Origin of the sequence: Mesorhizobium sp. Mes31 (genome assembly GCF_024519675.1) — a bacterium.
Taxonomy (GTDB): domain Bacteria; phylum Pseudomonadota; class Alphaproteobacteria; order Rhizobiales; family Rhizobiaceae; genus Mesorhizobium.
Genome location: NZ_JALJRL010000010.1, coordinates 1 through 23,531, shown reverse-complemented (window position 1 = coordinate 23,531; position 23,531 = coordinate 1). Strand labels below are relative to the sequence as shown.

Genomic DNA, 23,531 nt, shown 5'->3' with positions numbered 1-23,531 from the left:
AGAACCGGGATGACATTCCTGTTCAATTCCGATGCCCGCCGCGGCGCGGTCTTCGCCGATGCCTTTGCGAGAGAACTGCCGGACGTCCCCTTCACGATGGATGCCGCAACGGTCGATCCCGACGCCGTGCGTTATCTGATCAGCTGGACCGTTCCGGATAACCTCGCCCGCTACAGGAACCTGGAAATCCTGTTTTCCATCGGCGCCGGCGTCGACCAGCTTCGCCTCGATTCGGTGCCTGCGAAGGTGAAGATCGTGCGCATGATCGAGGAAGGCATCGTGCGCATGATGCAGGAATACGTGACGCTGGCCGTGCTCGCGCTCCACCGCAACCTGCCTGCCTATCTGGCACAGCAACGCGCCGGCGAATGGCACGACATCGCGCAACTCCAGGCCGGGGCGCGACGGCTCGGCGTGCTCGGCCTCGGACAACTCGGCCAGGCCGTCCTCGACCGGCTGAAGCCCTTCGGCTTTCCGCTCGCCGGATGGAGCCGCTCGCCGCGGCGGATCGAAGGCGTGACCTGCCATCATGGCAAGCTCGGGCTGGAGGAGATGATCGCGGTCAGCGACATTTTGATTTGCCTGCTGCCGCTGACCGAGGAGACGCGCGGTTTCCTCGATGCCGACCTGTTTGCGAAACTGCCTGAGGGCGCGGCGCTCGTCCACACGGGCCGGGGGCCGCAACTCGACCACGAAGCGCTTGTCGCCGCGCTCGACAGCGGTCACCTTTCAGCGGCGATGATCGACGTGACCGATCCTGAACCGCTGCCCGCGGGCCATCCGTTTTGGTCGCATCCGAAGATCATCCTGACGCCGCATGTCGCCAGCGTTACCCAACCTGCGACCGCTGCACGCGCCGTCATCGACAACATCAGGCGCCACCGCGCGGGTCTCGATCCCATCGGGCTCATCGACCGGTCGCGCGGCTATTGAAGTCCAACCCGAAAGGCCATCCTTTGTCCCTGCTCAAAAGCGTCGATACCAATCCAGCCTTCCCGCCGCGCGAATCCAAGGCGCAGCCCGAACGGCTGATTGCCGGCAACCCCGCCTTCAAGACCTGGGCGCAGGACGCCGCCAAGGACGATCTCGTCCACACCGGCGTCTGGGAGGCCACGCCCGGCGAGACGCGCTCGATCAAGGGCGAGACTTTCGAATTCTGCCATATCCTCACCGGCGTGATTGAAATCACGCCCGATGGCGGCGAGGCGGTGACCTACCGCGCCGGCGACAGCTTCGTGATGAAGCCTGGCTTCACCGGTGTCTGGAAGACCATCGAAACGGTACGCAAGATCTACGTGACCGTAGGGTAACGGGAGCGCGAGGCGCCGGCCTCCGCAACAGATTTTGCCGTCTGTCATCGCCGGCACACAACAATCGTCCGCGACCGATCGTCGAACGGTGCATGCTGCGCTGCTGCCCGCGCTAGGCTCCTGCGGAATATTCCAGAGTGGGTGCAATGGGCCTGAGCTTCGACCCGGATACCGTCTCCCTTCCCATCGGCCACTTCATCGGCGGCGAACTGGTCGCGGCCGAGGGTGAGATCGAGATGCGCCGCCCGTCGGATGGCAGAGCATACACCACCTGCCCCGTGGCCGGCGTCGATGTGGTCGGCCGCGCAGTGGAAAGCGCCAAGGCGGCGCTGAAGATCAGCAACTGGGGCGGCGTCCGGCCGCGCGAGCGCACCAGGGCGCTCCAGGCCTGGGCCGGCCTGATCGAGGCGGAAGCCGAAACGCTGGCCAGGATCGAGGCGCTGTGCTCGACGCGGCCCGTAGGCCAGCTCATCGCCGGCGACATCGCCATAACCGCCGAGCAGATCCGCTTCTTTGCCGAGTTCGCCGACAAGGAAGGCAGTGAGCTGGTGCCGACCGACGACGTCAGTCTCGGCATGATCATCAGCGAGCCCTATGGCGTGGTCGGCGCAATCACGCCTTGGAACTTCCCTGTCTCCATGGCCGGATGGAAGCTCGGCCCGGCGCTGGCCGCGGGCAATGCGGTCGTGCTGAAGCCCTCGGAAATGACGCCCTTCTCGGCGGTCTGCATGGCGCAACTCGCCGTCAGGGCGGGTCTGCCGGCAGGGCTCATAAACGTGGTGCTCGGCGACGGTCCGACGACCGGCACGGCGCTGACAGGCCATCCTGAGATCGCCAAGATCAGCTTTACGGGCTCGACCCGCGCCGGCTCGGCCATCATGGAGAACGTCGCCTGCACCGGCGTCAAGCCGATGACGCTGGAACTCGGCGGCAAGAGCCCGCAGATCGTCTTTGCCGATGCCGATCTCGAAAAGGCAGCAATGGCGATCGCCGGCAGCGTCACCTTCAATGCCGGCCAGGCCTGTGTGGCCGGCACGCGCCTGATCGTCGAGAAGAGGGTCGCCGACCGGGTGACGGCCGCTATCCTGGAGCGGATGAAGGCGGTACGCCCCGGCCCGACCTGGGACGAGGCGACGCATTATTCACCTGTTATCTCGGAACGGCAGCGGGCGCGTATCGACGGCATCGTGCGAGCCGCGGTCGAGGCCGGCGGCGAATGCCTGACCGGCGGCGGCGCCATGGACAGCCCCGGCTATTTCTACCAGCCGACGCTGATTGCCAATGTCGATCAGGCGAATCCGGCGATCGTCGAGGAAATCTTCGGCCCGGTCCTGACCGTCCAGACCTTCGAGACCGAGGAAGAGGCGCTGACGCTGTCCAGCCATCCGACCTATGGACTGGCTTCCGGCCTGTTCACCTCCGACTTGTCCCGCACGATCCGCTTCGCGCGCAAGCTCGAAGCGGGCACCGTCTGGGTCAACCGCTACAGCCGCTCGCGCGACCATATCCTGCCGACCGGCGGCTACAAGCGCTCCGGCATCGGCAAGGACCTCGGCCGCGAGGCCTATCTCGCCAACCGCAGGACCAAGAGCGTCCTGATCAGCCTTTGAAGGGATGCCGATGAAGTCCTACTCGATCGCCCTGATCCCCGGTGATGGCATCGGACGCGATGTGACCGCCGCCGCCTGGACGGTGCTGGAAACGGCGGCCGGAAACTTCGGCTTTGCGCTGGTGGGAACCGAGTTCCCCTGGTCCTGCCGCTTCTTCAAGGACACTGGCCACATGATGCCCGAGGACGGCATCGAGACCTTGCGCGGCTTCGACGCCATCCTTCTCGGCGCCGTCGGCTGGCCGGCGGAGGTGGCGGATTCCGTTTCGCTGCACGGTCTCCTGCTGCCAATCCGCAAGGCATTCGTGCAATATGCCAACATCCGGCCGCACCGCCTGCTGCCGGGGGTGACGGGCCCGCTGCGGGCCGAGCGCTTCGACATATTGTGCATCCGCGAGAATACCGAAGGCGAATATTCGGGCGCCGGCGGGCGCGTGCATCAAGGCACATTGGACGAGGTCGCGGTGGAGACCTCGATCTTCACCCGCGCCGGCGTCGAGCGCATCCTGCGCTTCGGCTTCGAGCAGGCGCGGTCTCGTCGGGGCAAGCTGGCCTCCGTCACGAAGTCCAATGCGCAGAAATACTCGATGGTCTTCTGGGACGAGATCACGCGAAAGCTGGCCGCAGACTATCCGGACGTCGAAGTCACCAGCTATCATGTCGATGCGCTCGCCGCCCGCATGATCATGGCGCCCGAGAGCCTCGACGTGGTCGTCGCCTCCAACCTCTTCGGCGACATCCTGACCGACATCGGCGCGGCGATCCAGGGTGGGCTCGGCTACGCCGCCTCCGCCAACATCAACCCCGACCGCTCGGCGCCGTCCATGTTCGAGCCGGTGCACGGCTCCGCCCCCGACATCGCCCATCTCGGCATCGCCAATCCGATTGCCGCCATCTGGTCCGGCGCCATGATGCTCGATCATCTCCGTGAAAAGGCTGCGGCCGAGCAGGTCATGAAGGCGGTCGAGGCCACAACCGCCAGTGGCATAGGCACCATTCCCGGCAAGGACAGCACGGAAGCCATCACGGCCGCCATCGTCGCGGCCCTCACCTGATTGCAAGGTCGTTTTCGATGAAAAACCTCAGAGACAAAAGCCTCTTCCGCGAAGCCGGGCTGATCGGCGGCGAATGGGTCGCTGCCGGCTCCGGGAGGACGGTGGATGTCATCGATCCGGCGACACAGGGAGCGATCGGCACAGTCCCCGATATGGCCGGCCCGGAGACCCGCGCGGCCATAGAGGCTGCGGCTTCCGCCTACGGCGACTGGAAGAAGAAGACCAATGCCGAACGCGCTAGCCTCCTGGAAGCCTGGCATGGCCTGATGCTTGCGCATCTGGACGATCTCGCGCTGATCCTGACGACTGAACAGGGCAAGCCGCTGGACGAGGCCAAGGGCGAGATCCGCTACGGCGCGTCCTTCGTCAAATGGTTCGCGGAGGAGGCTCGCCGCATCAATGGCCACACCATCCCCTCGCCGACGCCCGACCGCCGCATCATCGTCTTGAAGGAGCCGGTCGGGGTGTGCGGCATCATCACGCCATGGAACTTCCCCACCGCGATGATCACTCGCAAGGTCGCGCCGGCGTTGGCGGCCGGGTGCACGGTGGTGATCAAGCCATCCGAGTTCACGCCCTATTCGGCGCTGGCGCTCGGCGTGCTCGCCGAACGGGCGGGCATTCCCGCCGGCGTTGTCAACATCGTCACAGGCATGCCCACAGGGATCGGCAACGAGATCATGGCGAACGAGACCGTTCGCAAGATCTCCTTCACCGGCTCGACGCGGGTCGGTTCGCTGCTGATGCGCGGGGCGGCCGACAGCGTGAAGCGGCTGAGCCTCGAACTCGGCGGCAACGCCCCCTTCATCGTCTTCGACGACGCCGATCTCGATCTTGCCGTCGAGGGCGCGCTCGTCTCGAAATTCCGCAATGGCGGCCAGACCTGCGTCTGCGCCAATCGCATCCTCGTCCAGGCCGGTGTCTACGAAACCTTCGCCGCCAAGCTCACCGCCCGCGTCAACGCCATGAAGGTCGGGCCCGGCACCCAGCCCGGCGTCGCCATCGGGCCGATGATCAACATGGCGGCGGTCGAGAAGATCAACCGCCACGTCGAGGACGCGCTCGCCAAGGGTGCCGCGATCATCACCGAGAACTCGACGCTGCCGGAGGGCCCTCAGTATGTCGCGCCGCTGGTGTTGACCGGCGCCACAAAGGACATGCAACTTGCCGGTGAGGAGACGTTCGGCCCGGTCGCACCGCTTTTCCGCTTCGAGACGGAAGAGGAAGCGATCGCCCTTGCCAACGGCACGCCCTACGGGCTTGCTTCCTACTTCTACACCGAAAACCTGAAACGCGCCTGGCGCGTCGGCGAGGCGCTGGAGTTCGGCATGGTGGGTCTCAACACCGGCTCGGTCTCGATCGAGGTCGCCCCCTTCGGCGGCGTCAAGCTGTCCGGCCTCGGCCGAGAGGGAGCGCAGGCCGGCATCGAGGAATATCTCGAGATGAAGAGTTTCCATATCGGCGGGCTGGGCTGAGGCGGTTTTGCCGAAGCCACGCCGGATCGACGATCACTGAATCCGATCGAGCACCTTGTAGTAGAGGCCGACCATTGGCAGGAACCACGGCTTGCCGGAATAGCCGGGAATGGCAGGCCACTCGAGCCCCTTCAGCGGATTGCGGTCCTCGCGGCCGAGCATGGCATCGGCCATGATCATGCCGAGATGGGTGGAAAGTTGCGCACCGTGGCCGGAATAGCCCATCGCGTACCAGACCCCATCATGATAGCCGGCTCGCGGGAAGCGGTCCTTGGTCATGTCGACCAGCCCTCCCCAGCAATAATCGATCTCGACCTTGGCGAGTTGCGGGAAGATCGCCGCGAGGCCTGCCTGCAAGATCTGTCCGCTCCGGGCATCGGAGCGCTGGTCCGATGTCGCCGAAAAGCGTGCGCGGCCGCCGAAGATCAGGCGCCTGTCGGGCGAAAGCCGAAAGTAATTGCCGATGTTCATCGAGGTCACGCATGTCCGGTTGCCGGGCATGGTCGCGGCGATCTCGGCATCGCTCAACGGCCGCGTGGCGATGATGAAGCTGCCGACGGAGATGATCCGGCGGCGGAAGTAGCCGAAGTCAGGCGTGGTGTAGGCGCCGGTCGCCACCAGCACATTGTCGGCGCTGATCCGGCCGCGCGAGGTGGTCAGCTCATGCCTGCCTCCGACCTGATTGCTGTCGGTCACCGCCGCGTTCTCGTGGATCACGGCGCCGTGGCGGGCGGCGGCCGTGGCCAGGCCCGCCACATAGCGGCCCATATGCATCATGGCGCTCTTCTTCGACAGCATCGCGCCGTGGAAGGATGAGCCTATCTCGGACTTGAGATCAGCCGCCGAGAGCAGCGCCGTATCCGGATCCACTTCGGCGTGAAGGGCTTCGAAATTGCGGGCGATTGATTCAAAATGCTGCGGCTTGGAGGCGAGCTTCAGCTTGCCGGCGCGGCGGAAGTTGCAGTCGATGCCTTCCTCCGCGACCAGCGCCTCGATGGTGTCGACGGAGTCGTCCAGCGCCCGGTAGAGCGCAATTGCGCGGTCCTTGCCGAGTTCCGCCTTGGCCGAAAGATAGCTGTGGGCGAGGCCGTTGTTCAGGTGGCCGCCATTGCGGCCCGATGCGCCCCAGCCCACCCGCTCCGCTTCCAGCACCACCACTTTCGCGCCGGCCTTCGCCAGTTGGCGCGCCGCGGCGAGACCGGTGAAGCCGCCACCAATGATGGCCGCATCGTAATGCCCCTCGACCGGGCCTTGCGCCCCGTCGGAAAAGACGGGAGCTGTATCGTGCCAGTAGGAGACGAACTTCATCGGCAATCCGCCTGTTTCAGAGACCGACCACGCCCGGAAGGCCCGAAATGGCTGATATCTCGACATAGCCATAATACGGGTTGGCCGGCTCGTGGCCGCGGTTGACCCAGACCTTGTTCTTGATGCCGAGATCGTGGGCCGACATCAGGTCGTAGCGGAACGACGACGAGCAGTGAAGGATGTCTTCCGGGCCGCAGCCCAGCATGTCGAGCATGTATTCGAAGGCCTTGAAGCGAGGCTTGTAAGCCTGCGCCTGCTCTGCCGTGTAGACCGCATGGAAAGGCGCGCCGAGCTTCTCGACATTGGACATGATCTGCGCGTTCATGGCGTTGGAGAGGATCACCAGCGGGATTTCCTTGGCGACCTTGGCGAGGCCCGCCGGAACGTCGGCATGAGGGCCCCAGGTTGGTACGCGCTCATAGACCATGCTGGCGTCGTCGGCGCTGAAGACGACGCCGTTGCGCTTGCAGGCGCGCTCGAGCGCATTGTAGATCACGTCGGCATAGGGCTTCCAGTCGCCCAGGATCTCGTCCAGCCGATAGGCGGCGAAGTTCTTGATGAACTCCTGCATGCGTGGCTCGTCGAGCCGGCGGCCATAGAGATCGCGCGCCGCTTCCGCCATCTGGAAAAAAGTCAACGTGCCGTAGCAGTCGAAGGTGATGTATTTGGGCCTGAAGGAAGCCATGTCCGTCGATCTCCGGTGGAAGCACATCCGCGTTGGATGTATTTCATCATAGGCCCGCCGAAAGCGAGCCACCTGACCGAAATGGGGCTCCTGAAAGCAGAAAGTTCCGTATCCACCATCCGGTTTGGCACGCTGTAGCATCAGGTGTGCCGAACGCGGCGGCGCGCGCGACGTGAAGCGCGTCCGCCGTGGAGGGTGCCAGCACAAGATGCGGCGCACGCCCCATGCAACGGCGAATGATACTGCCGAAGCCGAAACCTTCAGACGATCTGCGGCGCGCCGATGGCCGAGACTTGAGGCCAGACGGAAAGGTGCCTCATGCAGCAGGGCGAAATCGCAATCCAGGACTTCGGGCCGGACCATATCGAAGGCGCAGTGGCGCTTTCTCGCCAGGAGAATTGGCCGCATCGCCCGCAGGATTGGCAGATGGCGCTGCAGCTCTCCAGCGGCGCGGTCGCGCTCGACGACCAGGGCCGTGTCGCCGGAACCATCCTGGTAACGCCCTACGGCGCGGATTGCGCCATGATCAATATGGTGATCGTCGACAGGAACGTGCGGGGCAAAGGGCTCGGGCGCCGCCTCATGGAACAGGCTTTTGACTTGGCAGGAGACCGCCCATTGCGGCTCGTTGCGACGACCGACGGCATGCCTCTCTATGAGAAACTGGGCTTTGTGCCCTCCGGCACGATCCTGCAGCATCAGGGCAAGGTTGCAGAGCTTGGTGCGCTCGACGGCGTGGAAGTCGCGAGCGCCGACGATCTGCCGGACATCAAGGCGCTGGACCGCGATGCCTATGGCGCCGACCGTGAAGCTCTGATCGATGCGCTGGCGGAACGCGGCCAATTCGCGGTCATCCGCCGCAACGGTGCCATCGAGGCCTATGCCGCGATCCGCCCGTTCGGGCGCGGCGAGGTGATCGGTCCGGTCATTGCGGGAAGCTATGACGAGGCGAAGGCCCTGATCGCCTTCTTTGCCTCAACCCGTCCCGGCGCCTTCCTGCGCGTGGATACCGACAGCAGGACCGGCATTGCCGGCTGGCTCGAGGAAATCGGCCTCGCCCATGCCGGCGGAGGCGTGGCCATGCACCGTCCGCCCAAGAACGGCGCGGAACAGATCAGACCGAAAGTTTACGCCCTCGCCAACCAGGCGCTCGGCTAGTGCGGAGGACAACAATGCTCGCCAATTCCTTGATCGAACTCGACCGCGCCCATCTCATCCATCCGGTTTCCTCATATCGCGGCCACGAGGCGCTTGGCGTGCGCGTGCTGAAATCGGCGAAGGGCGCGACCGTGACCGATGCGTCCGGCCGGCAACTCGTCGACGGCTTCGCGGGGCTGTGGTGCGTCAATGCCGGCTACGGCCACGACAGCATCGTCGAGGCGGCGGCCCGGCAGATGCGCGAGCTTCCCTACGCCACCGCCTATTTCGACCTCGGCTCGGAGCCGGCCATCCGGCTCGCCTCGGAGCTGGCCGAGCGCGCGCCGGGAGATCTCAATCACGTCTTTTTCACGCTTGGCGGGTCGGACGCGGTCGACAGCACGATCCGTTTCGTTCGCTACTACTGGAACGCCAGGGGCGAGCCGAAGCGCGACCAGTTCATTTCCATCGAACAGGGCTATCACGGGTCGTCGGTGGTCGGCGCGGGCCTGACCGCGCTCCCCGCCTTTCACGCCGGTTTCGGCATTCCCTTTGAATGGCAGCACAAGATCCCCTCCCCCTATCCCTATCGCAACCCGGTCGGCGAGGACGGCAACGCCATCATCGCCGCTTCGCGCGCCGTGCTGAAGGCCAGGATCGAGGAGATCGGACCGGAGCGGGTCGCCGCCTTCTATGCCGAGCCGATCCAAGGCTCGGGTGGCGTCATTGTTCCGCCGAAAGGCTGGATCAAGGCCATGCGCGAGCTCTGCCGGGAGTACGGCATCCTGTTCATCGCCGACGAGGTTATCACCGGCTTCGGACGCACGGGGCCTTTGTTCGCCTGCACGGACGAGGACATCGTTCCCGACTTCATGACGACGGCGAAGGGGCTGACCTCGGGCTATGTTCCAATGGGTGCCGTGTTCATGGCCGATCATGTCTACGATGTCATCGCTGATGGCGCGGGGGCCTCGGCCGTCGGCCACGGCTACACCTATTCCGCCCATCCCGTCAGTGCCGCCGTCGCGCTCGAGGTGTTGAAACTCTATGAAGACGGCCTGCTGGAGAACGGGATCAAGGCCGGCGCCCGCCTGATGGCGGGACTGGCAAGCCTGAGCGACCACCCTCTCGTCGGCGACGTGCGCGGCCGCGGCATGCTTGCCGCGATCGAACTGGTGGTCGACAAGCAGAACAAGACACCGCTTCCCGCCTCGGCGATGCCGGCGCGGCGGGTCTTCGACAGGGCGTGGGACAACAACCTCATCATCCGTGCCTTCGCAAACGGGGTTATCGGCTATGCCCCCCCGCTCTGCTGCACCGACGGCGACATCGACGCGATCATCGAGCGCACGCGCCGGACGCTCGACCAGACGCTGGACGATCCCGACGTCCGCCAGGCCCTGGCATGACGGCGGTGAAATATGTCTCGTCTCGAAATATCGCCGGGGCAGACGATTTCGCAATTTTGTGCCGCTCCCTCACGCCTTTTCGGCGAATCCAGCGCGGGGGAAGTGCCAGACTGCTTTTAAGACAAGGCCAGAAGGCCCGAACTTCCGGACTTTTGAAAAGGCCGACGCCCCGGACAGCACGGAATTTTGTTCTGTTCAGCACCATGCAACACGGCCGCGCGCAGAGGAGAGCCAGTCTTGGCCAGGGGCTTTAGCGAATTCAAATACATGACCTTCGATGTCGTCGGCACGCTGATCGACTTCGAAGGCGGCATCACCACCTGCCTGGCCGGGATTGCCGACGAAGCCGGCGTTTCCATCGACGGCGAAGCAGCGCTCACTCTCTACCGGCAAGCCCGCTACATGCCCGATGCAGGCCTGTTTCCCGACGATCTCGTACGCGTCTACATGGTGATCGCACCGCGGCTCGGCCTGCCGGCCGAGGAGAAATACGGCGTCCGCCTGAGGGACTCCGCCGGGGCCTGGCAAGGTTTCCCCGACAGCGCGGCGGCATTGGCCGAGCTTGCGAAATCCCAAAAGCTGATTGCCATGACCAATGCCCGGCGCTGGGCGCTCGACCATTTCGAGAAGCAACTGGGATCGCCCTTCTTCGCCACCTTCACGGCCGACGACACCGGCACGGAAAAACCAGACCCGGCCTTTTTCCAGAAGGTCTTCGATTTCGTAGCATCCCGGGGCGACAGCAAGAATGACATCCTGCATGTCGCGCAAAGCCAGTATCACGACATCGGCATATCCCGGGTCCTTGGAATGACCAATTGCTGGATCGAGCGCCGGCACGCCCAGAAGGGCTATGGCGGCACGATCGAGCCCGAGCGCTTCACCGCGCCGGACTACCATTTCACCTCAATGGCCGCGTTGGCGGCGGCCGTGCGGGAAAGCCTGAAGGAACGAACCTGAGCCCAAGCCCGGAAAGCCGCAGCAAGACGAGCAACCCGGAAAACAAACAGAAAGGGGAATGATATGACCGACAAGATCACGAACTGGACCAGCGCAGACGATGCCATGGTCGAAAATGCCATTCGGCGGGGCGCGAGCCGCCGCGAACTCCTCAAGATGCTGTTGGCCGGCGGCGCCGCGGTTGCGGCGGGCAGCGTCGTGCTTGGCCGTGCCACCAATGCCGTCGCCGCCACGCCGGTTTCCGGCGGGAGCTTCAAGGCCGCCGGCTGGTCGTCCTCGACCGCCGACACACTCGATCCGGCAAAGGCGTCGCTCTCGACCGATTATGTCCGCTGCTGCTCGCTCTACAACCGCCTGACTTTCCTCGACAAGGATGGCGTCACGCAGATGGAGCTGGCTGAAAGCTTCGACAGCAAGGACGCCAAGACCTGGACCGTGAAGCTGCGCAAGGGCGTCACCTTCCATGACGGTAAGGACCTCACCGCCGACGACGTCGTCTTCTCGCTGAAGCGTCACCTTGATCCGGCGGTCGGCTCCAAGGTCGCCAAGATCGCCGCGCAGATGTCCGGCTTCAAGGCGGTCGACAAATCGACCGTCGAAATCACGCTGGCCGACCCGAATGCCGACCTCCCGACTATCCTGGCGCTGCATCACTTCATGATCGTGGCGGATGGAACGACCGACTTCTCCAAGGGCAATGGCACCGGCGCCTTCGTGCTGCAAACGTTCGAACCGGGCGTGCGGTCGGTCGTCACCAAGAACAAGAACTACTGGAAGTCGGGCAAGCCCTACCTCGACTCTTTCGAATTCATCGCCATCAGCGACGACAGCGCTCGCGTCAACGCCCTGCTTTCCGGTGACATCAATTTCGCCGCCTCGATCAATCCGCGCGCGATGAAGCTCATCGGCGGCCAGCAGGGTTTCGAATTGTCGAAGACGACCTCGGGCAATTACACGGACCTCAACATCCGGCTCGACATGGATCCGGGCAACAAGGCCGACTTCGTGGCCGGCATGAAATATCTCGTCAACCGCGAGCAGATCGTCAAATCGGCATTGCGCGGCCTTGGCGAAATCGGCAACGACCAGCCCGTCTCGCCAGCGAATATCTTCCATAATGCCGACCTCAAGCCAAAGGCTTTCGACCCGGACAAGGCGAAGTTCCACTTCCAGAAGGCAGGCCTGCTCGGCCAGTCCATTCCGGTGATCGCTTCCGACGCCGCGACCTCGTCGATCGACATGGCGGTGATCATCCAGGCCGCCGGCGCGGATATCGGCATGAAGCTCGACGTCCAGCGCGTCCCGGCCGACGGCTATTGGGACAATTACTGGCTCAAGGCGCCAATCCATTTCGGCAACATCAATCCGCGCCCGACGCCGGACATCCTGTTCTCGCTCCTCTACGCTTCCAACGCGCCCTGGAACGAAAGCCAGTACAAGTCCGAGAAGTTCGACAAGATGCTCATCGAGGCGCGCGGCTCGCTCGATCAGGCCAAGCGCAAGGAGATCTACGGCCAGATGCAGGCTATGGTCTCCGAGGAGGCCGGCACCATCATCCCGGCCTACATTTCCAACGTGGATGCCCTCTCCAGCAAGGTGAAGGGTTTGGAGGCGAACCCGCTCGGTGGCATGATGGGCTACGCAATGGCGGAATACCTCTGGCTCGAAGCCTGAGAGGTGCCTGCCGGGGGCCGGTCAGCCGGTCCCCGGTATTGCCTTGCGCAAGATTGTTGGCCGTACGCAACCGCGAGGAGCGCTTCCATGACGTCTCGGGTTCTCAACCTGGTGCTGAAGCGGCTGGGGATTGCGGCCGTCACCCTTTTGATCGTGCTGTTCGCCGTGTTTTTCGCCACCAGCATGCTGCCCGGCGACACCGCGTCGATCCTGCTCGGCCAGGCGGCGACTCCGGAAGCCGTCGCCGGCCTGCGCGAGGCCATGCATCTCAACGATCCGGCGATCCTCCGCTTCCTGCTCTGGCTTGTCGGACTGCTCCACGGCGACCTCGGCACCTCCTATGCCAACGAGATGCCAGTCGCGACACTGATCGGCGGGCGCCTGGTCAACACCATGAAGCTCGCCGGCATCACCACGCTGCTCTCGGTGCCACTGGCGCTGACGCTCGGCATCACCGCCGCGATGCTGCGCGGCTCTGTCTATGACCGCACCGTCACTATTGTTTCGATCGGCGTCATCTCCGTGCCGGAATTCATGGTCGCGACCCTCGCGGTCCTGCTTTTCGCCGTTTATCTCAAATGGCTGCCGGCGCTGTCCTCGGTCAATGAGGCGCATTCGCTGACCGACCTCGTGCGCATCTATGCAATGCCCGTGATCACGCTCACCTTCGTCATCTCCGCCCAGATGGTCCGCATGACCCGCGCCGCGGTGATCGAAACGCTCTCCACGCCTTATGTGGAGATGGCGCTGCTCAAGGGTGCTTCGCGCAGCCGCATGGTGCTGAGGCATGCGCTGCCCAACGCGCTCGGGCCGATCGTCAACGCAGTCGCGCTCTCTTTGTCCTACCTGGTCGGCGGCGTCATCATCGTCGAGACGATCTTCAACTATCCCGGCATTGCCAAGCTGATGGTCGATGCGGTCGCCACCCGCGACCTGCCGCTGATCCAGAGCTGCGCGATGATCTTCTGCCTCGGCTACCTCTTCCTTATCACCGCCGCCGACATCGTCGCCATCATGTCCAACCCGAGGCTCAGATGACGATAGCGCGCGCGACAACCTCCCGACGGTCCTTCCTGGGCCACAGCTACAGCCTCGTCGGCGTCGTGGCCGCGCTGGTCATCCTGGCGTGGACGCTCGTCGCGATCTTGGCACCCTACGTCATTCCGCATTCGATCGGCGACATTGTCGACGACGACTATTTCGGCCCGATGCGCCAGGGACTTTGGCTCGGCTCGGACTATCTGGGGCGCGACATGCTCTCGCGGGTTCTGATGGGTGCCCGCTACACCGTCGGCATATCGCTCGCCGCCGTCTCCATCGCCTGTTTTTCGGGCGTCATGCTGGGGATGATCGCGGCCGTCACCGGCGGCTGGCTCGACACCTGCCTCAGCCGCTTCCTGGACGCCATGAACTCCATCCCCAGCAAGCTGTTCGGCCTTGTGGTCGTCGCCGCGGTCGGCTCGTCGATCCCGGTGCTGATCCTGACGCTCGCCGTCATCTACATTCCCGGCGCCTACCGTTTCGCTCGCGCGCTCGCCGTCAACATCAACAGCATGGACTTCATCACCGTCGCCCGTGTCCGGGGCGAGAGCACCTTCTACCTCATCGGGTCCGAGATCCTGCCCAACATCATCCGCCCGGTGCTGGCCGACTTCGGCCTTCGCTTCGTCTTCATCGTGCTTTTGCTCTCCGGCCTGTCCTTCCTGGGACTCGGTCTGCAGCCGCCGCTCGCCGACTGGGGGGCGCTGGTGCGCGAGAACATCGGCGGCCTGCCCTTCGCGGCTCCAGCCGTCATCGTGCCGTCGCTGGCGATCGCCAGCCTCACCATCAGCGTCAACCTGCTGATCGACAACCTGCCGCAGAAGATCAGGGACCGGGACGCATGACCAATCTCGTCGAGGTCAGGAACCTGCGGATCGAGGCGAAGACCGACGCCGGACGGCTTGTCGAAATCATCAAGGGCGTCAGCCTCGACATCGCCGACGGCGAGATCGTCGCCCTGATCGGCGAAAGCGGCTCCGGCAAGACGACGATCGCGCTCTCGCTGATGGGCTATGCGCGGCCGGGCTGCCGGATCACCGGCGGCGAGATCAACGTCAACGGCAAGAACATGGCGGCACTTTCCGAAAAGCAGCGCGCCAGGCTGCGCGGCACCGACATTGCCTATGTCCCGCAAAGTGCCGCCGCCTCCTTCAACCCCTCATCCACCATCATGGAGCAGGTGATCGAGGTCACGCGCATCCACGGCCTGATGCCGCCCGAGCAGGCGCGAAAGCGCGCGGTCGAGTTGTTCCGGGCCTTGTCGCTGCCGGATCCGGAAGAGATAGGCGCGCGTTATCCGCACCAGGTTTCGGGCGGGCAATTGCAGCGGCTGTCGGCGGCCATGGCGCTCATCGGCGATCCCAAGCTGATGATCTTCGACGAGCCGACGACGGCACTCGACGTGACGACGCAGATCGACGTGCTGAAGGCATTCAAGTCGGTCATGCGGGCTGGCGGGATAGCGGGTGTCTACGTTTCGCACGACCTCGCCGTGGTCGCCCAGATCGCCGACCGCATCGTTGTGCTGAAGAGCGGCAAAGTGCAGGAGACCGGCACCACGGCGGCAATCCTTTCGGCTGCCCAGCACCCCTATACGCGCGAACTGCTGGCTGCCTTCGAGCCGAAGCCGCGGCAAGCGCATGCGGACGCGGATGCCGGCGCGAAGCCGTTGCTGCGCATCGACAATGTGACGGCCGGCTATGGCGCGGTGCGGGCCGACGGACTGCCGCTTATCCGCGCCGTCGATACCGTCAGCCTGGTCGTCGAGAAGGGGCGCAACCTCGGTGTCATCGGCGAATCCGGCTGCGGAAAATCAACGCTGGCGCGCGTCATCGCCGGCATCCATCCGGCGGCGGCCGGCGACATCATATTCGACGGCAAGCAACTGGAGCGCGCCGCAGGGAAACGCAGCCAGGACCAGCTGCGCGAGATGCAGATCGTTTTCCAGTATGCCGATACCGCGCTCAACCCGGCCAAGCCGGTGGAGGACATCATTTCCCGCCCGCTGGCCTTCTATCATGGGCTCGACAGGCAGGCGCGCTCGAAGCGCGTCGACGAACTGCTCGACATGGTTCGCCTGCCCAGGACGCTGCGCTATCGTCGCCCGTCGGAGCTCTCGGGCGGCCAGAAGCAGCGCGTGAATTTCGCGCGCGCGCTGGCGGCCGACCCCAAGCTCATCATCTGCGACGAAATCACCTCGGCGCTCGACACGGTGGTGGCGGCCGCGGTGATAGAGCTGCTCAAGGAGCTGCAGCGCGAGTTGGGTCTTTCCTACATTTTCATCAGCCACGACCTCTCCGTCGTGGAAGCGATCTGCGACGAAATCATGGTCATGTACAATGGCGAGCGGGTGGAGCAGATCACGCCCGACAAGCTGAAGGCGCCCACCCACCCCTATTCCAAGCTTCTGTTCTCCTCCGTGCCGAAGCTCGATCCGACGTGGCTCGATAGCCTCGTCCGCGACCCCGAACTGGTCAGCCAGTACGGCCATCGCTGATTACAAGGGAAAAGGCTGGGCAACAGGACGGAGGACCGAAGGTTTGCGGCAAATTCTTCAGCCATTATTGTTTCACCGATCAATCTTCGAACGCGTCGGCCCCTGAGGGCACGTTCTCGCAGATCGCGGGCTGCTTGCACCAACGCCATTGGCAGGCCAAACGCACCGTCAGTCAAGCAAATGCTCGAAATCGATTGGCATGGAAAACCCAACCTTCACTCGATCCATGACAACCATCGTCTTGAACCCCTTGATGTCATGATTCTCGTAGAAAAATTTCCGGGTAAAAGCTTCATAATCTTCCATGCTTCGGGAAGTGACGATGAGAACGAAATCTGATTCACCCGTGACATAGTAGCCGTTCATCACTTCCGGGGTCTGGCGGATCGATTGTTTGAACCGGTCGACGATGTCAGCCCTTTCGCGCTCGAGAGAAACCAGCACGAGCATCGCAATAGGCCGGCCGACAGTCTTGGGCTTCACTATCGAGACGTCAGCTTCGATTACACCCCCTTCACGAAGCCGTTTGAGACGACGCTGGACCGCCGTTGCCGACAGGCCGACCATTTGGCCAAGCTCGTCTGTGCCATAGCGATTATGGGTCTGCAGAATGTTGAGGAGGCGCAAATCCAATCGATCGAGCTTCATTTCGCCATATCTGCTTATTTTCCTCTTTTAAGCTAAAGATTGGCAGGATTCCTGCAGACATTCAACGGAATAAGACGAAATTACCTGCATGTCAGCACATACCGTGGAATGCAAATTGTAACCCTTGAGAGCGGAATGAAACAGGCGGCATCTCGAGCGCAAACAACACTCGGCAATCGCAAAGAATGTGGCCTTCGACGGAGGGATCGGATGCGGTCTGCAGGATTCCGTTGAGCTGAAATACGTCTGTTTTGGCGGTTGGCCGCCTGAGGATCCCAGAATGACGCCTAGCGCAGATATCGCCGAATTGGACCGTCGTTCGGTTCTGCATCCCTTCACATATTTGAAAGATTTCGCTTCTGGCATGATTGAGCCGACAATCGTGGAAACCGGCAAAGGGGTCCGCATCCAAGACGCTAGCGGGCGGGAATATATCGATGGCTTCGCGGGGCTCTACTGCGTCAACATCGGCTATGGCCGTACCGAAGTCGCGGAAGCGATTGCGCGCCAAGCCTATAAGCTGGCTTACTATCATTCTTATGCTGCACACACGACCGAAGAACTCGCCCGCCTGTCAGATCGGCTTGTCAGAATGGCGCCGGGCAAGATGTCGAAAGTCTTCTACGGGCTTTCTGGCTCCGATGCGAACGAGACGCAGGCCAAGATCGTTTGGTATTTCAACAATCTGCGCGGAAGGCCCAAGAAGAAGAAGATCATAGCCCGCGAGCGCGGCTATCACGGCTGCTCGGTGGTGTCCGGCTCGATGACAGGAATGAGTTTTTATCACGATCATATGGATCTGCCTGTTTCCGGCATCCTCCGCACGGGTGTGCCGCATTTCTATCGCGGCGCCCTCCCTGGCGAAACGGAGGAGACATTCTCGCAGCGCCGCGCGGATCAGTTGGAGGCGCTGATCGTTGCCGAAGGGCCCGACACCGTTGCCGCTTTCATAGCCGAGCCTGTGCTCGGGACTGGCGGGCTCACGCCCCCACCGGCGGGCTATTGGGCCAAGATACAGGTCGTATTGAAGAAATACGACGTGCTTCTGATCGCCGACGAGGTGATTTGCGGTTTTGGCCGAACCGGGGCCATGTTCGGCTCGGACCTCTACGGGATGGAACCGGATCTGGTTACCGTCGCCAAGGGGCTGACTTCCGCCTACGCGCCGTTGTCGGCGTCGATCATCTCCGAGGAAATCTACCAAGTCATGGAGGAGGCGACGCCTAGGGTCGGCCCCTTCTCGCATGGCTATACCTATTCGGGGCATCCGATCGGGGCGGCGGCGGCGAATGCCGTACTGGACATTGTCGAGCGTGAGGATCTCCCCGGACAGGCCGCAAGCAGGGGCGCCTACCTTCTCAATAGCCTTAAAGCGGCCTTCGAGCAGAATCCGATTGTTGGGGAAGTGCGTGGCGTCGGCATGATGGCCGCCGTTGAATTCGTCGCGGACCGCGGGACCAAAGAGGCATTCGACCCAGCCCTGAAGGTCGGGGCCCGCATCTCTCAGGCGGCGCGTGACCGCAATCTCATTGCCCGTGCCATGCCGCATGGAGACATTCTAGGGTTTGCGCCGCCCCTTGTTATGACGGAATCCGAAATCGATGAGATGGTCTCGATCGCCAGGGCGGCCGTGAACGAGATCGCCCAAACGATCGAAGGTTGAAGTGGCGGAGCAACGGTGGAGTGGATGGAAACGGCGTGGCCCCTGTTCTGAAAATTCACGAACTTCGCAAAGCCTTCGGCGCAACCAGCGTTCTCAACGGGGTGAGCTTCCAGATGCAGCAGGGCGAGGTCATTTCCCTCGTTGGTTCTTCCGGCTCAGGAAAGAGCACCGCGCTCCGATGCATTAATTTCCTCGAAACTCCGAGCTCGGGCGAGATCGAGGTGATGGGCGAAGCGATTTCCGCCGTCCAGAACGAACGCCACGAAACGGAAATCGTCAACGCGGCCAACATCAGGGTTTTTCGCCGCCACATCGGCATGGTGTTTCAGAGCTTCAATTTGTGGCCGCATCGGACCGTGCTCGGAAATGTGACCGAAGCGCTGATCTACGTGCTGCGGAAGGACAAGCGGGAAGCGGAAGAAACAGCGCTCTCCGCGCTCTCGAAGGTAGGCATGGCCGACTTCCGCCACCGATACCCAAGCCAGCTTTCCGGCGGCCAGCAGCAGCGTGTCGCAATCGCGCGTGTCCTGGCGATGCGGCCCAAACTGATGCTTTTTGATGAACCAACCTCCGCGCTTGATCCCGAGCTGGTCGGCGAGGTCTTGAAGGTCATCAGAACGCTTGCCAGCGAGGGGGCGACCATTCTCCTCGTCACGCATGAAATGAGGTTCGCCCGGGAGGTGTCGAACCGAATGATATTCCTGCACAAAGGTACCGTTGAGCAGGATGCCGTGCCGGAAGAACTGTTTTCCAATCCCGCATCCGCGGCGGTGAACCAGTTCCTTTCCAGCGTTATTTCAACCGCCGCCTGATAGCGGCAAGCAACCAAAAAAGCAAAAAAGGGGAAATTACATGCTCGCAAAGAACGCACTTCGCTCAGTCTTCGCATCTTGCCTTATCCTGACGACAACAATGGGAATTGCACGGGCTGAGGACGGCGTTTTGCGCGTCGGCACCGAAGGCGATGCGCCGCAATTCAGCATGGCAGATGCCAACGGCAACGTCACCGGGTTCGACGCAGATATCGCCAACGGCATCTGCGCTGAACTTAAGGTCAAGTGCAAATTCGTGGTTCAGACGTTCAGTTCGCTGGTTCCGTCGATGGACAAGGATCGCTTCGATGTCATCATTTCGGGTCTAGGCATCACCAATGAGAGAATGAAGAAGATCGACTACTCCACCCCATACGCAACCACGCCCCAATACTTTGTGGTCCCCAAGGATTCTCCGTTCGTCGGGCTGAAGACCCTTCCGGAAATTGAAAAAGCACTGGCTGGAAAGACCATTGGTGTAGTGAACGGCACCACCTACGCTCAGTTCATCAAGAAACATATTCCGACTGCGGATTTGAAGACCTACGACGCCACTACCCAGCAGAATTCCGATCTTGCGACAGGCCGGCTCGACGCCGCCTTTGGCGATTCCCCGACCTGGGTTGACTTTCTCGGCTCGCCGGACGGAGCCAACTTTGCCCGCATCGACGTCAAGGTTACCGGGGCGGATGACCACGAAGCACTGGGCTATGGCATGGGTGTCGGCCTGCGCAAGGGCAATACCGAGCTCAAAGCCAAGCTGGACGCCGCGCTCTGCGACATGATCAACAACGGCACCGTAAAGGCGGCCTCAGAAAACTGGTTCAAGGACGACTACACCATCCCGTGCAAGAAGTGATCCTTCGAGAGGCAACAGGTCGTCGCGGCAGTGCCGCGACGATCCCGGGATGATTTTCATGCTGAACGATATCTGGGTGCTGATGGTGGACAAGGGCTGGGCCCTTGCGCTGCTGCGCGGCGCCGGCATTACGGTTCTGATCGGTTTTCTCGGCGTGGTCCTGGGGCTGGCGGCGGCAATACCGCTTGCCATCCTTCGTTGGCGCCGGCTGCCTGTCCTGTCGCTGCTTGTCGATACTTACAGCATCGTCATTCGCGGCGTTCCGGGACTGCTGGTTATCTATCTCCTGTTTTTCGGCTCGGTCGATTGGGTACAGAAAATTGCCTCCGCGTTCGGCTATGCGAACAGTGCGGAAAACGCCTATCCGCTTATTGTCGGCATCATCGCGATCGCCGCCATCTCATGCGCCTACTCGATAGAAGTCATACGAGGCGCACTGCAAGCCGTACCCGCTGGCCTGCTGGAAGCGGCTCGATCGCTTTCGTTGACGCCGCGCTTGACCTTCTTTCGCGTGACGCTGCCGCTAGCCCTCAGGCTGGCTTTGGGCGGGATCAACAACGTATGGCAGATGACGATCAAGGATACGTCGCTGGTATCCGTCGTCGGCATGCAGGAGCTGATGCGCACAGCAGCGGTCGCCGCCGGCATCACCCGTTCGCCACTTCTGTTCTATTGCCTTGCGGCCGCAATGTTTTTTGCCATGACCGCGGTGAGCCAAGTTCTGTTCAACCGCGCCGAAAAATACTTCAATCGCGGCTTCGCTAGAGGGTAAAATGGATCTCGGCATCATCACCTATGCGGTTCCATTTCTCCTCGTTGGCGCCAAGACAACCCTGCTGATTGCAATTTTCGGGATCGGCATTGGATTGCCGTTCGGCATTCTGTTGGCAACAGCCCGCACGTCTCAAGTCAGCATGATCCGGAGATGCGCCGATTTCTATTGCGCGGTTTTCAGGGGCACCCCGATGCTCGTGCAGATATTCGTTATTTATTACGGCCTCGCTCAGATAGGTTTCATACGCCATAACGCGATACTCTGGTGGCTGATCGGCGACAGTCTGCATGCTGCCATCCTCGCCGTCATTCTCAACACGGGTGCCTATACGGCGGAAATTTTCCGCACTGCTCTCCTCTCGCTGCCGCGTGGGCTCATCGAAGCGGCGGAGGCTTGCGGCATGTCTCCGTGGGTGATCTTCCAGCGTATAAAATTCCCCCTGGCGCTGCGGCAGGCCTTGCCTTCCTACAGCACTGAGGTCGCCGTTATCGTCAAGGAATCTAGTCTTGCTTCCACCATAACGGTCCTTGAAATCACCGGCTATGCCAAGCGGCTGATGAGCGAGACATTCGCTATCATGGAAATCTTCGTCATCACCGCCGTCTTTTATCTCGTGATCAACGTCGTCTGTCTGACTGCTCTAAATGTCATCGAAAGGCGCTTGTCTTTCGAGACGCGCTCCGCACGCTGAAAGGTCCTCCATGTCAAAGCTTACCTTCGTCGACCATGACAATCTCCCCGAACCTAGGAGAGGCGAACCGCTGCCGGAACGACGTGTGGAAGGCGATCCGCGTTTTCTGACTTGGGATATCGCGCAAACCGCCGATGGACAGGTGCAGGCCGGCGTATGGGAGGTCACGCCTGGCGCCTATCGTTCCATAAAAGGCGGAACCTTCGAATTCTGCTACATCCTTTCGGGGGTTTCGGAACTCATCGAGGATGGGTTTGAGCCGCGCCAAATTACAGCAGGAGATGCCTTCGTCATGCACCCCGGATTCACGGGGGTCTGGAAGGTGATCGAGACTACCCGAAAGCTCTGGGTCTCGCGCGATTGAGCGGAACTACGTCTGAACTTACTCACCCACAGGCACACAATGAGTACCGAAGCTTCCGCACGCCCTTTCAAATCCATGCCGTACTGGTGGGACGACTGCTCTTTTGCTCCCTTGCCGGTGCGGCCGGTGGTCCCTCGATGCGACGTCGCCATCGTCGGGGGCGGCTATGCGGGCCTGTCCGCAGCCATCGAGCTTGCGAGGGCCGGGCGCAGCGTTCAGCTTTTCGACCGGCTACCTATAGGACAGGCCGCATCAAGTCGAAACGGCGGCATGGCGAGCGGTAGTATAAGGCCGAGCCGCAAACAATTGATCCGGAGATTTGGAGAAGCTCGCGCCAACGGCATCTTGATGGAGGGAAAGGCCGCTCGAGAGGATCTTTGGACTTTTCTTGAAGAGGAAAAGGTGGAGTGTGACTTTTTCCTATCTGGCCTTTTCGATGGAGCGATAAATCAGCACGAATGTGATGAATTGAGCCGCTACGCCGAACTATTGCAACGTTTCCTCGGGATTGAAGCATATTCAGTGGCACGCGCGGACGTATCGCAATACGTCGGAACCGACTTCTACGCTGGTGGCTTCGTGCGCATGGATATTGGTGGGCTTCACCCCGCCAAGCTGCTTTCCGGCATACTGCGGGTCGCCCAGGCGACAGATGCGGTCATGCATGAGAACACCGCGGTTCTGGGGACGAGTGCTGAGGTTGGTGGGGTACGCGTGGCCACATCGCGCGGCGAGGTGTTTGCGAAGAAGATGCTGGTATGCACCAACGCATATACTGACGGCTTCGATCCCTGGCTTCGCCGTCGACTCGTACCGGTGCGCAGCCGCATCGTCGCCACGGAGCCCCTGGGTGACGGTGCCATGGAACGCCTGATGCCGAAGCGGATGATGTACGGCGACACGAGGCAACTCAGCTACTACTACCGTCCATCGCCAGACGGCTCGCGCATTCTCTTTGGCGGGCGCGACGGCACGACAGAAGGTGACCCGCTTGCCCCCACCACACACCTGCGCTCCGAACTTGGCCGCATATTCCCCGAACTCGCGGGTATTGGTCTTACGCATAGCTGGTTCGGCCAGGTCGCAATGAACCGTGACATGGTTCCACGCATGTTTACTGTGGGAGACACCGTTTACGCCACCAGCTTCTGCGGCTCAGGCGTGGTTTGGGCGCGCTGGCTCGGCAAGAAGGCTGCTTTCAAACTTCTTGGCGAGACAGAGAAGGCCCGATCGGCTTTCGACTTCGATCCAGGGCCCAAGGCAGTGCCCTTCTACCGGGGGAGGCCGTGGTTTATCCCGATCGTCTATTCGCTCTACGAATGGAGGGACACGCGGGCAATGCGCCGCAAGAATGAAAATGAGAAACGGTGATCTTTTTCAATGGTCGCGCGCATGCTGGTAAGGATGCCTTCGCGATCATGATAGACCCGCAAGCGGCCAATCACCTCGGCGCGCATTCCTATCACGTCCGACAAGGTGAAAGCACCCACCAAGCCCTCCTCGCCTAGAGCGTTTCCTGTTTTGAGAGAATCGTAGGATTCCCAAATCAGGTTGTTTGT

The 23,531-nt window shown here is 62.2% G+C and carries 23 protein-coding genes; 19 read left to right on the top strand and 4 right to left on the bottom strand.

What is annotated here, in order from left to right; genetic code table 11:
* The first annotated feature begins 9 nt into the window (after nt 1–9).
* From NR193_RS17975 to NR193_RS17955, 5 genes are all read left to right on the top strand, one after another.
* Nucleotides 10–933: a glyoxylate/hydroxypyruvate reductase A gene (locus NR193_RS17975; RefSeq protein WP_256752123.1), complete on the top strand. Its 924-nt coding sequence runs from the start codon at nt 10–12 to the stop codon at nt 931–933.
* 23 nt (nt 934–956) lie between these two features.
* Nucleotides 957–1,310, top strand: a complete 354-nt coding sequence (locus NR193_RS17970; protein ID WP_256752122.1) for a cupin domain-containing protein — start codon at nt 957–959, stop codon at nt 1,308–1,310.
* Between the two features lie 146 nt (nt 1,311–1,456).
* Nucleotides 1,457–2,920: an aldehyde dehydrogenase gene (locus tag NR193_RS17965; RefSeq protein WP_256752341.1), complete on the top strand. Its 1,464-nt coding sequence runs from the start codon at nt 1,457–1,459 to the stop codon at nt 2,918–2,920.
* A 10-nt stretch (nt 2,921–2,930) separates the two neighbouring features.
* On the top strand, nt 2,931–3,974 hold the full coding sequence (locus tag NR193_RS17960; RefSeq protein ID WP_256752121.1) for a tartrate dehydrogenase: 1,044 nt from the start codon (nt 2,931–2,933) through the stop codon (nt 3,972–3,974).
* Nucleotides 3,975–3,991: 17 nt separating this feature from the next.
* Entirely contained in the window at nt 3,992–5,449 is a 1,458-nt protein-coding gene (locus tag NR193_RS17955) for an NAD-dependent succinate-semialdehyde dehydrogenase (RefSeq protein ID WP_256752120.1), read from the top strand.
* 33 nt (nt 5,450–5,482) lie between these two features.
* Here NR193_RS17955 and NR193_RS17950 read toward each other — a convergent pair whose 3' ends face one another.
* Together NR193_RS17950 and NR193_RS17945 are read right to left on the bottom strand one after the other, a co-directional pair.
* Nucleotides 5,483–6,757: an FAD-binding oxidoreductase gene (locus NR193_RS17950; RefSeq protein WP_256752119.1), complete on the bottom strand. Its 1,275-nt coding sequence runs from the start codon at nt 6,755–6,757 to the stop codon at nt 5,483–5,485.
* A 16-nt stretch (nt 6,758–6,773) separates the two neighbouring features.
* Nucleotides 6,774–7,442 carry a haloacid dehalogenase type II gene (locus NR193_RS17945; protein ID WP_256752118.1) on the bottom strand — a complete coding sequence of 223 codons (669 nt, stop codon included), beginning with the start codon at nt 7,440–7,442 and terminating at the stop codon, nt 6,774–6,776.
* A 318-nt stretch (nt 7,443–7,760) separates the two neighbouring features.
* On the opposite strand from NR193_RS17945, the gene NR193_RS17940 reads away from it, so the two are divergent.
* The 7 genes from NR193_RS17940 to NR193_RS17910 all read left to right on the top strand — a co-directional run bounded on the left by NR193_RS17940 (nt 7,761) and on the right by NR193_RS17910 (nt 16,160).
* The gene (locus NR193_RS17940; protein WP_256752117.1) at nt 7,761–8,600 is read left to right on the top strand and encodes a GNAT family N-acetyltransferase; all 840 of its coding nucleotides are present in this window, start codon (nt 7,761–7,763) and stop codon (nt 8,598–8,600) included.
* A gap of 14 nt (nt 8,601–8,614) precedes the next feature.
* The gene (locus tag NR193_RS17935) at nt 8,615–9,988 is read left to right on the top strand and encodes an aspartate aminotransferase family protein (RefSeq protein WP_256752116.1); all 1,374 of its coding nucleotides are present in this window, start codon (nt 8,615–8,617) and stop codon (nt 9,986–9,988) included.
* A 267-nt stretch (nt 9,989–10,255) separates the two neighbouring features.
* Nucleotides 10,256–10,948, top strand: a complete 693-nt coding sequence (locus NR193_RS17930; RefSeq protein WP_375162712.1) for an HAD-IA family hydrolase — start codon at nt 10,256–10,258, stop codon at nt 10,946–10,948.
* Between the two features lie 63 nt (nt 10,949–11,011).
* Complete coding sequence (locus tag NR193_RS17925; RefSeq protein ID WP_256752114.1) at nt 11,012–12,622, top strand: ABC transporter substrate-binding protein; 1,611 nt, start codon at nt 11,012–11,014, stop codon at nt 12,620–12,622.
* An 87-nt stretch (nt 12,623–12,709) separates the two neighbouring features.
* Complete coding sequence (locus NR193_RS17920) at nt 12,710–13,660, top strand: ABC transporter permease (protein ID WP_256752113.1); 951 nt, start codon at nt 12,710–12,712, stop codon at nt 13,658–13,660.
* Nucleotides 13,657–14,508, top strand: a complete 852-nt coding sequence (locus tag NR193_RS17915; RefSeq protein WP_256752112.1) for an ABC transporter permease — start codon at nt 13,657–13,659, stop codon at nt 14,506–14,508. The genes NR193_RS17920 and NR193_RS17915 overlap by 4 nt, the downstream gene beginning before the upstream one ends.
* Nucleotides 14,505–16,160: an ABC transporter ATP-binding protein gene (locus NR193_RS17910; RefSeq protein WP_256752111.1), complete on the top strand. Its 1,656-nt coding sequence runs from the start codon at nt 14,505–14,507 to the stop codon at nt 16,158–16,160. The genes NR193_RS17915 and NR193_RS17910 overlap by 4 nt, the downstream gene beginning before the upstream one ends.
* A 168-nt stretch (nt 16,161–16,328) precedes the next feature.
* On the opposite strand, the gene NR193_RS17905 is transcribed toward NR193_RS17910, so the two are convergent.
* Entirely contained in the window at nt 16,329–16,808 is a 480-nt protein-coding gene (locus NR193_RS17905; RefSeq protein ID WP_256752110.1) for an Lrp/AsnC family transcriptional regulator, read from the bottom strand.
* A gap of 280 nt (nt 16,809–17,088) precedes the next feature.
* On the opposite strand from NR193_RS17905, the gene NR193_RS17900 reads away from it, so the two are divergent.
* The 7 genes from NR193_RS17900 to NR193_RS17870 are packed head-to-tail and all read left to right on the top strand — an operon-like array spanning nt 17,089 to nt 23,343.
* Nucleotides 17,089–18,471 carry an aspartate aminotransferase family protein gene (locus NR193_RS17900; protein ID WP_256752109.1) on the top strand — a complete coding sequence of 461 codons (1,383 nt, stop codon included), beginning with the start codon at nt 17,089–17,091 and terminating at the stop codon, nt 18,469–18,471.
* Between the two features lie 35 nt (nt 18,472–18,506).
* Nucleotides 18,507–19,283, top strand: a complete 777-nt coding sequence (locus tag NR193_RS17895; protein WP_256752108.1) for an amino acid ABC transporter ATP-binding protein — start codon at nt 18,507–18,509, stop codon at nt 19,281–19,283.
* Between the two features lie 40 nt (nt 19,284–19,323).
* A complete protein-coding gene (locus NR193_RS17890; RefSeq protein WP_256752107.1) occupies nt 19,324–20,142 on the top strand; it encodes a transporter substrate-binding domain-containing protein in 819 nt (272 codons plus the stop codon).
* A gap of 58 nt (nt 20,143–20,200) precedes the next feature.
* Entirely contained in the window at nt 20,201–20,914 is a 714-nt protein-coding gene (locus NR193_RS17885; RefSeq protein ID WP_256752106.1) for an ABC transporter permease subunit, read from the top strand.
* A 1-nt stretch (nt 20,915) separates the two neighbouring features.
* A complete protein-coding gene (locus NR193_RS17880; RefSeq protein ID WP_256752105.1) occupies nt 20,916–21,608 on the top strand; it encodes an ABC transporter permease in 693 nt (230 codons plus the stop codon).
* A 10-nt stretch (nt 21,609–21,618) separates the two neighbouring features.
* Nucleotides 21,619–21,972, top strand: coding sequence for a cupin domain-containing protein (locus NR193_RS17875; protein ID WP_256752104.1), 354 nt, complete (start codon nt 21,619–21,621; stop codon nt 21,970–21,972).
* 39 nt (nt 21,973–22,011) lie between these two features.
* Nucleotides 22,012–23,343, top strand: a complete 1,332-nt coding sequence (locus NR193_RS17870; protein WP_256752103.1) for an FAD-binding oxidoreductase — start codon at nt 22,012–22,014, stop codon at nt 23,341–23,343.
* Here the strand turns inward: NR193_RS17870 and NR193_RS17865 are convergent.
* On the bottom strand, nt 23,286–23,531 hold a 246-nt coding region (locus NR193_RS17865), incomplete at its 5' end, for a hypothetical protein (RefSeq protein ID WP_256752102.1). The genes NR193_RS17870 and NR193_RS17865 overlap by 58 nt on opposite strands.